This window comes from Streptomyces sp. NPDC033180, assembly GCF_055577645.1.
In genome coordinates, this window is the sequence record NZ_JBVIPU010000002.1 from 712128 (window position 1) to 725727 (window position 13600).

Below are 13600 nucleotides of genomic sequence, written 5' to 3' on the forward strand. Positions count from 1 at the left end.
CCGCCCCACGCGGGCCAAGACGTGACGTCCCCTTCTGTGGTGTGAGGTGAGTGGTGAGCACAGCTCTGGTCGGCCTGATGGCGGGCATGGCCCTGGGATTCGCCGGGTGGTTCGGCGGCTTCGGCGCCTTCCTCCTGGTCGCCGCGCTGGGCGCGGTCGGCTTCGTCCTGGGACGCCTCGTCGACGACGGCACGGACATCCGCGCCTTCCTCGGCGGACGTGACCGGGAGCGGCGATGACCACGCCCGCGGCGGAGCGCGGGACGACGACCGTCGCGGACCGCGCGGTGCGCCGCATCGCGGAACGCGCCGCGACAGAGGCACTGGCACCCGGCGCGGTCGAGGTCGACGGAGGGACGGCGGCCGTACGCGGCCGCCGGGCCCGGGTCGGCGTCACCGTGACCCTGCCCTATCCCGCCGTGCTCGACGAGGCGGGCGAGAGCGTGCGGTCGCACGTCACCGAGCGCACCGCCCTGCTCACCGGCCTCACCGTGCCCTCGGCGCGGATTCGCGTGCGGGGGCTGTCCCTGGGATCGGCCCGCCACGAGCTGTCCGCCGAGCGGCTCGCCTCACCGGTCGAGGCCACCGCACCGGCCGTGGTGCGCGCGCGCCGCCCCTGGTCTCAACGCCGCCTGCCCGTCGGGGTACTGGCGCTGCTCGCCGCCGCGGCCTGCGGAGTGCTGCTGTACGACGTGGTGTCCGTGCACGCGGCCGGACAGGCTCCCGCGCGGTGGCGGGTTCAGGCGATGGAGTGGCTTGTCACGCACGGGCCGTACGGCGGCACGACGTCGGGCCTCCTCGCGGCGCTCGCCGTCTTCGGGCTCGGCGTGTGGCTGCTGGTCCTCGCCCTCACGCCGGGCCGTCGCGGAGTCCTTCCGATGAGGCCGCCGCTGCCGGGGGTGCGGGCGGTCCTTGAACGCCGGGCGGTCGGGGCCCTGCTGCGGGATGCCGTGACCGACGTACCGGGCGTCGGCCGGGTCAGGGTCAGGGTCGGCCGCCGTACGGCACGGGTGCGTGCCGGGCTCGAGTTCGGTGAACTGGAGGGTGCGCGGCGGGCGGTGGCAGAGGCTGCCGAGGCGGCGACAGCGGAACTCGGCCTCGCCGGACCGCTGCGGCTGCGCGTGCGCCTGCGTACGGAACCCGCCTGGCGAGCCCCGGCGGGTTCAGGGCCCGGGGCCGCGTCCGGGAACGGGCCCCTCGCGGCGGAGAGGAGCGCCCCTGATGAGCCGGCTCCGTAGCAGTACGAACCGTTCAACTCTGCTCTGCGCGGCGGCAGTTCTCCTGTTCGCGGGACTCGTACTGGCTTCCGCGGTCGCTCCCGTCCGCGACCGGCTGCCGTCGGCCCTCCCCGGTGTGAGTGCCGACCGGGTGTGGCTTGATCAGGAGATGCTCGACCGGTGGCGTGAGCACGGCTGGTGGCCGCCCGTCGTGATCGCCGCGCTGGCCGTCGGCGCCGTCCTGTTCCTCTGCTGGGCCGCCGCCCAGATCCGCACCGGCCGGCTGCGCGAACTCCCGCTCGGCCGGCCCGGCGTCACCCTCTCCGCGGCGGCACTGGCCTCCGCGATGGCCGAACGCGCCCGAACCGTCGACGGCGTGGCCCGCGCGCACGTACGACTTCTCGGACGCCCCCGGCGGCTGCGCGCCCGCATCACGCTGGTCCTCGACCCCGGCGGCTCCCCCGAGGCGGTGCTGCGCGAGCTCGCCCGGGACACCATCGCCGAGGCGCGGGCGGCGGCAGCACCCCGCATCCTGGAGGCGGACGTACACCTCACCACCCGGCGGCACCGAGCGCGCCGCATCCACTGAGCGAACTGGGCTACGGGGCTGAAGGGCTGAAGAACGGCCGGAGGGCCAGACGGCTAGAGGGCCAGAGGGCTAGAGGGCTTCCAGCGTGGTGCGGAGGTCGGTGGCGCGAGGGCGGTTGTGGGGAAGCCTGGCGAGCACGGCAGCCAGGCCACAGGTGTCGGTGACGGCGGAGAAGACGAGGCCTGCGCCGATACCCGCGGCCAGCCAGCGCGCGGGGCGGAAGCGCGTTCCCGCGGCGAGGCCGAGGACGACGAGGGACCCGGCGGCGAGCCGCACCTGGCGCTCCATCGGCCAGGCCGTCGGCGTGCCCTCCGAGGGATGCAGCGGGTGGCCCTGTTCGGCCCATGCGGTGGTGCCGCCGGCGAGGGTGGCGGCGGGGATGTCGGCGGCGGCCAGCTCGTCGCACGCGGAAGCGGAGCGCTTACCGGAGGCACAGACCATCAGGAGCTCACCACGGGCTGCCGCGGCCTTGAGCTCGGGCAGCGCCATGTGCAGGTGATCGACGGGGATGTTGTGGGCCCCGGGGAGGTGACCGGAGGCGTACTCGCCGGGGCTGCGGACGTCGATGACGGTGTAGCGGTCCAGGCGGGCGGCCGCCTCGGCCGGGGCCAGATCGGTGGGGGGAGTCATATGGGGCTGTCCTTTCGTTGAGCCAAGGCTCTCACCCCGGCAGGCTACAATACCCCCGGGGGTATGAACGGAGGTGGCAGCGTGCAGTTGGAGATGGCGGCCGACGAGCTGAGATCGGTGCTGAACCGGCTGCGCCGGGCGCAGGGGCAGATCGCCGGCATCATCAAGATGATCGAGGACGGCAGGGACTGCGAGGACGTGATCACGCAACTGGCGGCGGTCTCCCGCGCACTGGACCGGGCCGGGTTCGCGATCATCGCGACAGGACTCCAGCACTGCATGGCCGAGGGCGAGCAGTCCCCCGGTGACCGGGATCAGATGCGGACCCGCCTGGAGAAGCTGTTCCTCTCCTTGGCCTGATCACCGGCCTGATCACCGGCCTGATCCTTGACCCGGCCCCGACGACGATCAGCCGCCGTACGGGGCGGGAACTTCGTCCCGCGGGTCACGACTTCCGGGTGGTTTCGGCGGGGCGCTGTTCGGCCGTACGCGTGATGTTGCGTGCCATGCCGCCGAAGACGAGCGCGTGAAACGGCGAGACGCTCCACCAGTACGCGTGCCCCAGCAGGCCGTGCGGATGGAAGAGCGCCCGCTGCCGGTAGCGGGTGCGCCCCTTTTCGTCCTCCTCCGCGTACATCTCGAGCCAGGCGAGGCCCGGCAGTCGCATCTCGGCCCGCAGCCGCAGCAGCCGTCCCGGTTCGATCTCCTCGACCCGCCAGAAGTCCAGCGAGTCCCCCGCCCGCAGCCGCTGGGCGTCGCGGCGCCCCCGTCTCAGGCCGACCCCGCCGACGAGCCGGTCCAGCCAGCCGCGCACCGCCCAGGCGAGCGGGAAGGAGTACCAGCCGTTGTCGCCTCCCACGCCTTCCACGACGCGCCACAGCGCCTGCGTCGACGCGTCCACGGTCTGTTCCCGCCGGTCGGTGTAGAGGCTGCCGCCCGCCCAGTCCGGGTCGGTGGGCAGCGGGTCGCTGGGGGCGCCCGGCACGGAGGCGGACGACCAACGGGTGCTGACCTGGGCGTCCTTCACGCGTTCCAGGGCCAGCGAGAGCGCTCTGTCGAAGCCGATCGGAACGCCGGGTGCGTCGGGGACGTAGCGGGCGATGTCGTGTTCGTGGCAGACGACCTCGTAGCGCAGGGATTCCGCGAGCGGCCGGGCGATCGAGGCCGGCACGGGGGTGACGAGGCCGACCCAGTGGCTGGAGAGGCGTGGGGTCAGCATGGGCACCGGCAGGATGAGGCGGTGGGGCAGTTTCGCCACGGCCGCGTACCTGCGCATCATGTCGGCGTAGGTCACGACGTCGGGGCCGCCGATGTCGAAGGGGCGGCTGACCTCGTCGGGCATGGTGGCGCTGCCCACTAGGTAGCGCAGGACGTCGCGCACGCCGATCGGCTGGATCCTGGTGCGCACCCAGCTCGGCGTGACCATCACGGGCAGGCGTTCGGTGAGGTAGCGCAGCATCTCGAAGGACGCGGAGCCGGAGCCGATGATCACGGCGGCGCGGAGCACGGTGGTCGGAACGCCGGACTCCAGGAAGATCCGGCCCACTTCGGCCCGGGAGCGCAGATGCGGCGAAAGATCCTCTTCCCCGATACCCTCGGGGGTGAGCCCGCCGAGGTACACGATGCGCCGCACGCCCGCCGCGCGGGCCTGCTCGGCGAAGATCCGGGCCGCCTCGCGGTCCCTCTCCTCGAAGCCGCGGCCGGTGCCGAGCGCGTGGATGAGGTAGTACGCGACGTCGATGTCCCGCATGGCCGCGCCGACCGACTCGGCGTCGGACGCATCGCCCCGCACCACATCGGCCCGCCCGGCCCAGGGGTAGTCGCGCAGCTTCGCGGGCGAGCGTGCGAGGCACCGCACCCGGTGCCCGGCGTCGAGCAGCTCGGGAACGAGCCGCCCCCCGATGTATCCGGTCGCTCCGGTCACCAGGCAGCGCAGCTCCTGCGCGCCTTTGCCGCTGTCCATGGGAACCTCCGGCCTCGGGTAACTCCTCGGCTCCACCATCTCCCGGGGGTGTCCTCTCGCGCGCGGTCAGCGCGAGGGTGGCTCCGCGGTGCTCCGGCGCAGGACGAGCCGCGTGGGCACCAGTGTGGTGCCGCGGTCCGGTGCGCTCTGCTGCATCTGGCGCAGGACTCCCGCGACGCAGCGGCGCCCCACTTCGGCGAAGTCCTGGTGGACGGTCGTCAGGGGCGGTTGGAAGGAACCGGACTCGGGAATGTCGTCGAAACCGATGACGCTGACGTCGTCCGGCACCTTGCGTCCGCGCTCGTGCAGGGCGCGCAGCAGACCGAGGGCCATCTGGTCGTTGGCGGCGAACACCGCCGTGCAGTCTTCCTGTTCGGCGATGCCGAGTCCTGCCCGGTATCCCGACTCCGCCGACCAGTCCCCGCGCACGACGGGCGGCGGGACGCACCCCGCCTCTTCGAGCGTGGCCCGCCAGGCGTCGGCGCGGCGTTGCGCGGCGTAGGAGTCCTCGGGCCCCGCGAGGTGCCAGACGGTCCGATGTCCGAGGCCGAGCAGGTGCCGTACGGCGTCGCGGGTGCCGCCCGCCTGGTCGGTGTCGACCACGGTGTAGCGGTCCCCCGCGTCCGAGTCGGCCACGACGACCTGCACATGGGGAGGCAGGGAGAGGGCCGCCGCGTCGAGCAGATGCACTTCCATGATGACGATGACGGCGTCGACGGCGAGCTCCCCGAGCCGGGAGAAGGCGCCCCGCACCTCGTCCTGGGTGGGGACGGCGACCGGGAGCAGAGTGACGGCGTACCCCTCCTGTGCAGCGGAGGTGGCGATCGCGTCGATGGTGCGTACGTTGCCGGTGGTGGAGAGGGTGAAGGTGATCAGGCCGATCGTGCGGAACTCGCCGCGTTTCAGGGCGCGGGCGGCGCTGTTGGGCCGGTAGCCGAGTTCCTTCATGGCGGCGAGCACCTGCTGCCGGGTCTCTTCGGTGACGCCCGCGAACCCGTTGGAGACGCGGGAGACGGTCTGCGAGGAGACGCCGGCGAGACGGGCCACGTCGGCCATGGACGCGCTCTGCCCGCGGCACATGGCCCGTTCCGCCGGGATGCCGCTCGCCGAGGCGCTGTCGGTTGCTTCCACTGTCTCCCTCGCCGCGTGTGTCTCAGCTATCTCGTTCGTCTCGGTGGCCCCAGTCTTCTCCGCCGACCCTTGACCGTCGCCATCGGGGCAGTGTAGACATTCCGCCACTGAATGTTTACGTAAACATAACATCCCGCGCAGCTCGGCACAGACCCTTGTCACACGGTGATGTTTACGCAAACATCGCGCCACGTGACGCCGGCTCCGAGATGGACGAGCGAGGAACGACATGACGACGCTTCACCTGCAGGGGGCCGCAGAGCGGCGTCCCGCCCGACCCCCGTCACCGGGGAACCGCCGTTCCTGGGTGGGATGGGGGTTCATCGGCCCCTTCGTGGCGGTCTTCGCCCTGGTCTTCCTGGCACCCCTCGCCTACTCCGTCCATCTCAGCCTCTTCCGTGACCAACTCATCGGCGGGACCACGTTCGTGGGCCTCGACAACTACCAACAGGCCCTGACCGACGACCGGTTCTGGGCATCCCTGGGTCGGGTCTCGCTGTTCCTCGCGGTCCAGGTCCCGATCATGCTGGGCATCGCGCTGCTCGTGGCCCTCGCCCTGGACAGCGGCCGCCTCTACGGCAAGGACTTCTTCCGCATCTCGGTCTTCCTGCCCTATGCCGTGCCCGCCGTCGTGGCGTCGCTGATGTGGGGCTTCATGTACGGCACCCGCTTCGGGCTCGTGGGTGACATCAACGACGCCCTGGGCGTCTCACTGCCCGACCCGCTCTCGCCCGACCTGGTACTCGCGTCGATCGGCAACATCGTCACCTGGGAATTCGTGGGCTACAACATGCTGATCTTCTACTCCGCGCTCCGCGTCATCCCGCACTCCCTCTACGAGGCCGCACAGATCGACGGCGCCGGTCAGCTCCGCGTCATCACGGCCATCAAACTCCCCGCCATCCGCGGTGCGTTGGTCATCGCGACGATTTTCTCGATCATCGGCAGCTTCCAGCTCTTCAACGAACCGAGCATCCTGCAGAACCTCGCGCCCAACGCCATCACCACCGACTACACCCCGAACCTCTACACGTACTCGCTGTCCTTCTCCGGCCAGCAGCAGAACCACTCCGCGACGGTCGCCATCGTCATGGGCCTGATCACGATGGTCATCGCCTACGTCGTCCAGCTGCGCGGCATGCGCAAGGGAGCGTGACCCGATGACCGGACCGAGCAGCCCCGTCACCACCGCTCCCCCGACCGTTCCGCCGCCTGCCCGCGCCCCGGGCGCCGCACCCCGGCTGCGGACGCCCCGCGTCCGCACGTCCCGAAGGCACACCGCGGGCCGCCCCCGGCGCAGCGTCCTGCTCACCGTGCTCACCGGCCTCGTCCTGCTCTACAGCCTGATACCGCTGCTGTGGCTTGTCATCAGCGCCACCAAGACCCAGGAGGGGCTCGCCGGTTCGTTCGGCCTGTGGTTCGGCGGGGACTTCGCCCTGTGGGACAACATCAGCGCGACCTTCACCTACGACGACGGCGTCTTCACCCGCTGGTTCCTGAACACCCTGCTGTACGTCGTGGTCGGGGCCGGGGGCGCCACCTTCCTCGCGGTCCTCGGCGGCTACGCCCTCGCCAAGTTCGACTTCCCCGGCAAACGAGCCGTGTTCGCCGTCGTCATCGGGGCGGTCGCCGTGCCCGGCACGGCTCTGGCGGTGCCCACCTTCCTGATGTTCAGCAAGATGGGCCTGACCGACACCCCGTGGGCCGTCCTGATCCCCTCGCTCATCTCGCCCTTCGGCCTCTATCTGATGTGGGTGTTCGCCACCGAGGCCATCCCCACCGAGCTGATGGAGGCCGCCCGTATCGACGGGGCGAGTGAGCTGCGCACCTTCTTCCAGGTCGCTCTGCCGCTGCTCGCGCCCGGCACCGTGACCGTCCTGCTGTTCACGATGGTCGCGACCTGGAACAACTACTTCCTGCCGCTGATCATGCTCAAGGACCCGGACTGGTACCCGCTGACCCTGGGCCTCGACAGCTGGAACGCCCAGGCCGCGACAGCGGGCGGCGATCCCGTTTTCCACCTGGTGATCACCGGTTCGCTGATCACCGTCATCCCGCTGATCGCCGCATTCCTGCTGCTCCAGAAGTACTGGCAGTCCGGTCTCGCCGCCGGAAGCGTCAAGGAGTAACCACCAGCTGCCAGTTGTCACGTCCCGCCCCTTGTAGACCACGGAGAAGTGGAAGCATCGCCATGCCCCAGAACACCCGCCGCCTGCTGCGCGGCACAGGTCTCGTCTGCGCCCTCGCCCTGGGAGCGACCGCCTGCGGCGGCTCCGACGACGAAGGATATCCGCCCAGAAGCAGGTCTCGTCCGCGGACATCGATGCGGCCCTGAAGAAGGGCGGCAAGGTCAAGGTGTGGGCATGGGAGCCCACGCTCAAGAAGGTCGTCACGGGCTTCGAGAAAAAACACCCCGCCGTAGATGTCGAGTTGGTGAACGCGGGCACCAACAAGGACCAGTACACGGCCCTGCAGAACGCCATCTCGGCGAAGAAGGGCGTCCCTGACGTCGCGCAGGTCGAGTACTACGCCCTGAGCCAGTACGCCCTGACCAGGTCCATCACCGACCTGACCCCCTTCGGCGCGGACAAGCTCGCGAAGTCCTACTCGCCGGGCCCGTGGAACGCGGTGAAGTCCGGTGACGGCGTCTACGCCCTGCCGATGGATTCCGGCCCGATGGCCCTCTTCTACAACAAGAAGGTCTTCGACAAGCACAAGATCGAAGTGCCGACGACCTGGGACGAGTATCTCCAGGCCGCCCGCAAGCTGCACAAGGCCGACCCGAAGGCGTACATCACCAGCGACACGGGAGACGCGGGCCTCACCACCAGTCTGCTGTGGCAGGCCGGTTCGCGCCCCTACAAGGTCGACGGCACCAAGGTCGGCATCGACTTCTCCGACAAGGGCGCCCGCGCCTACACGGAGACCTGGCAGAAGCTCATCGACGAGAAGCTGATCGCGCCGATCAACCCCTGGACCGACGAGTGGTACAAGGCCTTCGGCGACGGCACCATCGCGACCCTGCCCACCGGCGCCTGGATGCCCGCCAACTTCGCCTCCGGCGTGAAGGAGGCATCCGGCGACTGGCGCGCGGCGCTCCTGCCGCAGTGGACCGCGGGCGCCAAGGCCAGCGCCGAGAACGGCGGCAGCTCGCTCGCCCTGCCGGAACTCGGCAAGAACAAGGAACTCGCCTACGCCTTCGTCGAGTACGCCAACTCCGGCAAGGGCGTGCAGACCCGCATCGCGGGCGGCGCCTTTCCCGCGACCACCAAGGACCTCGAGTCCAAGGCGTTCCAGAACACCGAATTCCCCTACTTCGGCGGCCAGAAGGCCAACAAGGTCTTCGCCGAGTCCGCGGCGAACGTCGCCGACGACTGGAAGTACCTGCCCTACCAGGTGTACGCCAACTCGATCTTCAACGACACCGCGGGCAAGGCCTACGTCTCCGGCACTCCCCTGTCCAAGGGCCTGAGGTCCTGGCAGGACGCCTCCGTGAAGTACGGCTCCGAACAGGGATTCAGCGTCCAGAAGTGACGCGACCAGATCCTCGCACGCACCCCCGAGCACCACACCGGAAGGACCACCATGCCCCCCACCCTCCCGTCCCGGCTGCTGCGCGGACCGGACGGTGACGCCACCTCCCGGCTCGCGTACGGCGCCGACTACAACCCCGAGCAGTGGCCGCGCGCGGTCTGGGAGGAGGACGTCCGGCTGATGCGCGAGGCCGGCGTCACCATCGTCTCCGTGGGGATCTTCTCCTGGGCCCGCATCCAACCGGCCGCGGACACCTGGGATTTCGCGTGGCTGGACGAGGTCATGGACCTCCTTCACGCGGGCGGCATCGGGGTCGACCTGGCCACCGCCACCGCGTCCCCGCCACCCTGGCTCACCGCGGCGCACCCGGAGATCCTGCCGGTCACCGCCGCCGGTGAGACGGTGTGGCCGGGGGCGCGGCAGCACTGGCGGCCGACCTCGCCCGTCTTCCGGAAGCACGCGTTGCGCCTGGTGCGCGAGATGGCCCTGCGCTATGCCGATCACCCGGCCCTCGTGGCGTGGCACGTCTCGAACGAGCTGGGTTGCCACAACATCCACGACTACTCCGACGACGCGGCCCGCGCCTTCCGCGACTGGCTGCGCACCCGCTACACCACCCTCGACGGGCTCAACCACGCCTGGGGCACGGCGTTCTGGGCGCAGCGCTACAGCGACTGGGAGCAGATCCTGCCGCCGAGGCTCGCGGCGTCCCACCCGAACCCCACCCAGCAACTGGACTTCAAACGATTCTCGTCGGACGCGCTCAAGGAGTATCTGCGCGCGGAGCGCGACGTCCTGCGCGAGCTCACACCGGAGATTCCCGTCACCACGAACTTCATGGTGATGGGCGGTACCAAGGGCATGGACTACGCCGACTGGGCGGGCGAGATCGACTTCGTCTCGAACGACCACTACGTCGTGCCGGGCCCGCAGGCCAGGGACGAGCTCTCGTTCTCCGCCAACCTCACGAGCTCCATCGCCGGCCACCGTCCGTGGTTCCTCATGGAGCACTCCACCAGTGCCGTCAACTGGCAGCCGGTCAACGTGGCCAAGCGCGAGGGCGACCTCGCGCGCGACTCCCTGCTGCACGTCGCGCACGGCGCCGACGCCGTGTGCTTCTTCCAGTGGCGCCAGTCGGCGGCGGGCGCCGAGAAGTACCACTCGGCGATGGTGCCGCACGCAGGAGCCGACAGTGAGGTGTTCCGCGCGGTGACCGGCCTGGGGCAGACCCTTGGGGCACTCGCGCCCGTCGCCGGGACCGGACGCGAACCGGCACGCGTGGCCGTCCTCTTCGACTGGGACTCGTGGTGGGCGAGCGAGCTGGACTCCCATCCCACTTCCCTTCTCGACTGCCACCAGGAGGCCCTCGACTGGTACTCCGCGCTCCTGGCCCTCGGCATCCGCGCCGACGTCGTGACCACGCGGACCGACCTCACCTCGTACGACGTCCTGATCGCGCCCGTGCTTCACGTGGTCCCCGAGGCGCTCGCCAAGGAGCTCACGCGGTACGTCGAGGGCGGCGGCCATCTGGTCACGACCTACTTCTCCGGCATCGTCGACGAGAACGACCACATCTGGCTCGGCGGCTATCCAGGAGCGCTGCGCGAGCTGCTCGGCATCCGCGTCGAGGAGTTCGGGCCGCTGCTCGCGGACGACACGGTCGCCCTCGACAACGCCACCACGGGCACGGTGTGGACCGACCGGATCACCGTCACGGGGCCGGAGGTGGAGGTGCTCGCCCGCTACCGCAGCGGTGCGTACGCCGAGCGTCCCGCCGTCACCCGTCGTGCCGCGGGCCTGGGTTCGGCGGCGTACGTCTCCACCCGGCTCGGCACGGACGGCCTCACCGCCCTGCTGCCGGAGCTGCTCGCCACCGCCGGCGTCGAGAGCGAACTGCCCGCCCCCGCACGGGGACGCGTCGAGCTGGCGGTACGCCGTGGCGCCGACAGCCGCTATCTGTTCCTGGTCAACCGGACGGACGAGACCGTGCCGCTGCCCGGTCTTACCGGGGAGCTCCTCGTCGGCGGGGCGGGGGACGCCGCCGACGGCGCTCTCGTCCTGCCGCCCAGGGAGGTCGCCGTCCTGCGACAGCCCAGCAACGCCTGACTGCCACCTCCGAAGCGCACCTACGTTGGGAGCACACGTTGGCACCTCGCACCCGCACGCGACGCACCCGCACGCGACGGCTCATCGGCATCGTCGGCATCACCGCCCTCGCCACCGGAGCGGCCCTGCTCACCGCGCCGCCGCAGACGGCCGCGGCGGCATCCGCCGCTGTCACCGTCCGGCCCGACCCCTCCTACCAGCACGAGAAGTTCGAGGGCTGGGGCACGAGCCTGGTCTGGTTCGCCAACGCCACCGGCGACTACCCGAAGGAGATACGCGAGAAGCTGGCGGAGCTCCTCTTCGGCGACGAGGGGCTCGGCCTGAACATCGCCCGCTACAACATCGGCGGCGGCAACGCCCCTGACGTCAAGGACTATCTGCGCCCCGGGGGCGCGGTCGACGGCTGGTGGAAGGCCCCGGCGGGCACCACGCGCGAGGACACCGACTGGTGGAGCGGCACGGATCCGGCCGACTGGAACCCGAAGGCCGACGCCACCCAGCGCTGGTGGGTCGAGCGGATCAAGAACGACGTCGACCGCTGGGAGACGTTCAGCAATTCGCCGCCCTGGTTCATGACCGAGAGCGGTTATGTCTCGGGAGGCTTCGACGCCTCCGCCGACCAGCTCGAGTCGGAGTCCGTCGACGACTTCGCCTCCTACCTGGTCGGCGCGACCGAACGCCTCGAAAAAGCCCACGGCATCAAGGTCGACACCCTCGACCCGTTCAACGAGCCCAACACCGACTACTGGAGCACCCGCCTGGGAGCGGACGGCGAGCCGGTGGGTGGCCGCCAGGAAGGGGCCCACATCGGTCCCGAGCTCCAGCAGAAGGTGATCCGCGCACTCGACCCGGCGCTCGAGAAGTCCCGGACGGGCGCGGACATCTCCGCGATGGACGAGACCAACCCCACCACTTTCACGCGCAACTGGAACTCCTACCCGCAGGAGGTGAGGGACGCCGTCGGCCAGATGAACGTCCACACCTACGGCACCGAAGGACGCACCAGCGTGCGCGACCTGGCCAAGGCCGAGGACAAGCCGCTGTGGATGAGCGAGGTCGAGGGCGACTGGGGCGACGGGCAGGACTTCGACGACATGCGGCCGGGTCTCGGCATGGCCCAGCGCATGGTCGACGACCTGCGTGAACTGGAGCCGGAAGCCTGGGTGTTCTGGCAGCCGGTCGAGGACTACGACAACATGAAGCCCGGCGGTGAATCCGCCAAGGGCGGCAACTGGGGAAGCATCCAGCTGCCGTTCAGCTGCACCTCCAAGGACACGCTGGAGACCTGCCCGATCCGCACGAACACCAAGTTCGACACGGCCCGCAACTTCACCCACTTCATCAGGCCCGGCGACCGGCTCGTCAAGGTGGACGACACCTCCAGTGCCGCCGCCGTGTCCCGCAAGGGCAACGGAGCGACGGTCGTCCACGTCAACAGCACGACCGCCGGACGCACGGTGACGGTCGACCTCTCCAAGTTCGGCCACGTGAGCGGTGGAGCCACCGTCACGCCCGTGGTGACCAGCCCCGATGGCAAGCTCGAACGGCACGCCGCCATCGATGTCCGCGGCCAGAAGGCCAGCTTCGAGGTGCCCGCCCAGTCGGTGACGTCCTTCGTCGTCAAGGGCGTCTTCGGTGTCGCGGAGGACGCCTCTCTGCTGCGGAAGAACCACACGTACGAACTGACCGGTGTGCAGAGCGGCAAGGAGCTCACGGTCGCCGACGACGGCACCGGCCTCGTCGTCAGGGCCGCCGCGGACGATGTGCGCCGTCGGTGGCAGCTGCGGCAGATCAGCGGTGACACCGGCAACGAGCGACGGTATGTGTTCACCAACCCGGCGGAAGGAAAGCGGCTGGCCGTCCGTGACGGCGTCCCGGTGGTCGAGGCCGACACCGGGCCGCGCGGCAGTACCGCCCAGTGGATCATGTCCACGACCGGCGACGGCACTTGGACCCTCGTGAACGCCGCCACAGGCCGGCTCCTGGAGGTCGGCGGCCAGGCCACGCACGACGGAGCGGCCGTCACGACGTGGACACCGAACTCAGGCGCCCACCAGCGCTGGAAGGTGACCGAGCGGTAACCCGGCCCTCGACAGCCCTCCCCACCAGGCATCATCACGCAGTGCGATCGCTTGACATGCACTGGGTTACGGCCCGTGCCACGATGAGAAAACCAAATCCGCCCTCACGAGGAGTGAACTCATGGGCAAGCAAAAGCGGTCCGCCGATCCGTCCCGTCAGACCCCCGGGCGCCAGGAGCCCCCGCAGCGGGGTCAGCGCCCGCAGGACCCCGCACAGCCGGGCCAGCGCCGCCAGCAGGAGCGTGAAGCGGGCGACGCACGCGCGCAGCACCGCCAGGGCGTGGACGACGACCTGGTCTGACGCGCGGACCGCGTAAACCCCGAGGGGCGCACCCAGTACCTGGGTGCGC

The 13600-nt window shown here is 70.4% G+C and carries 12 protein-coding genes and 1 pseudogene; 10 read left to right on the forward strand and 3 right to left on the reverse strand.

Annotation, left to right across the window (positions count from 1 at the left end; translation table 11 throughout):
• Positions 1-53: 53 nt before the first annotated feature.
• The 3 genes from ACZ5WE_RS09905 to ACZ5WE_RS09915 are packed head-to-tail and all read left to right on the forward strand — an operon-like array spanning position 54 to position 1805.
• Positions 54-239, forward strand: a complete 186-nt coding sequence (locus ACZ5WE_RS09905) for a hypothetical protein (RefSeq protein ID WP_160503241.1) — start codon at positions 54-56, stop codon at positions 237-239.
• Positions 236-1237 carry a DUF6286 domain-containing Asp23/Gls24 family envelope stress response protein gene (locus ACZ5WE_RS09910; protein WP_467684041.1) on the forward strand — a complete coding sequence of 334 codons (1002 nt, stop codon included), beginning with the start codon at positions 236-238 and terminating at the stop codon, positions 1235-1237. The genes ACZ5WE_RS09905 and ACZ5WE_RS09910 overlap by 4 nt, the downstream gene beginning before the upstream one ends.
• Positions 1221-1805 (forward strand): hypothetical protein, encoded by a 585-nt coding sequence (locus tag ACZ5WE_RS09915; RefSeq protein ID WP_467684039.1) that lies wholly within the window; start codon positions 1221-1223, stop codon positions 1803-1805. The genes ACZ5WE_RS09910 and ACZ5WE_RS09915 overlap by 17 nt, the downstream gene beginning before the upstream one ends.
• A 69-nt stretch (positions 1806-1874) precedes the next feature.
• Here the strand turns inward: ACZ5WE_RS09915 and ACZ5WE_RS09920 are convergent, their stop codons facing one another.
• The gene (locus ACZ5WE_RS09920) at positions 1875-2435 is read right to left on the reverse strand and encodes a rhodanese-like domain-containing protein (RefSeq protein WP_467684037.1); all 561 of its coding nucleotides are present in this window, start codon (positions 2433-2435) and stop codon (positions 1875-1877) included.
• Between the two features lie 81 nt (positions 2436-2516).
• Between ACZ5WE_RS09920 and ACZ5WE_RS09925 the strand changes: the two genes are divergently transcribed.
• A complete protein-coding gene (locus ACZ5WE_RS09925; protein ID WP_467685145.1) occupies positions 2517-2795 on the forward strand; it encodes a metal-sensitive transcriptional regulator in 279 nt (92 codons plus the stop codon).
• 85 nt (positions 2796-2880) lie between these two features.
• Here ACZ5WE_RS09925 and ACZ5WE_RS09930 read toward each other — a convergent pair whose 3' ends face one another.
• Both ACZ5WE_RS09930 and ACZ5WE_RS09935 read right to left on the reverse strand, forming a co-directional pair.
• Positions 2881-4398 carry an SDR family oxidoreductase gene (locus tag ACZ5WE_RS09930; RefSeq protein WP_467684036.1) on the reverse strand — a complete coding sequence of 506 codons (1518 nt, stop codon included), beginning with the start codon at positions 4396-4398 and terminating at the stop codon, positions 2881-2883.
• A gap of 66 nt (positions 4399-4464) precedes the next feature.
• A complete protein-coding gene (locus tag ACZ5WE_RS09935; protein ID WP_467685144.1) occupies positions 4465-5478 on the reverse strand; it encodes a LacI family DNA-binding transcriptional regulator in 1014 nt (337 codons plus the stop codon).
• Between the two features lie 280 nt (positions 5479-5758).
• On the opposite strand from ACZ5WE_RS09935, the gene ACZ5WE_RS09940 reads away from it, so the two are divergent.
• The 6 genes and pseudogenes from ACZ5WE_RS09940 (at position 5759) to ACZ5WE_RS09965 (ending at position 13551) form a co-directional block, all read left to right on the forward strand.
• On the forward strand, positions 5759-6685 hold the full coding sequence (locus tag ACZ5WE_RS09940; RefSeq protein WP_467684034.1) for a carbohydrate ABC transporter permease: 927 nt from the start codon (positions 5759-5761) through the stop codon (positions 6683-6685).
• Between the two features lie 4 nt (positions 6686-6689).
• A complete protein-coding gene (locus tag ACZ5WE_RS09945) occupies positions 6690-7658 on the forward strand; it encodes a carbohydrate ABC transporter permease (RefSeq protein ID WP_467684032.1) in 969 nt (322 codons plus the stop codon).
• A gap of 62 nt (positions 7659-7720) precedes the next feature.
• Positions 7721-9063: pseudogene (locus ACZ5WE_RS09950) on the forward strand (ABC transporter substrate-binding protein).
• Positions 9064-9114: 51 nt separating this feature from the next.
• A complete protein-coding gene (locus tag ACZ5WE_RS09955) occupies positions 9115-11169 on the forward strand; it encodes a beta-galactosidase (protein WP_467684030.1) in 2055 nt (684 codons plus the stop codon).
• A 38-nt stretch (positions 11170-11207) separates the two neighbouring features.
• A complete protein-coding gene (locus tag ACZ5WE_RS09960; protein ID WP_467684028.1) occupies positions 11208-13250 on the forward strand; it encodes a glycoside hydrolase in 2043 nt (680 codons plus the stop codon).
• A 121-nt stretch (positions 13251-13371) separates the two neighbouring features.
• Positions 13372-13551 carry a hypothetical protein gene (locus tag ACZ5WE_RS09965; RefSeq protein WP_467684026.1) on the forward strand — a complete coding sequence of 60 codons (180 nt, stop codon included), beginning with the start codon at positions 13372-13374 and terminating at the stop codon, positions 13549-13551.
• Positions 13552-13600 lie beyond the last annotated feature (49 nt).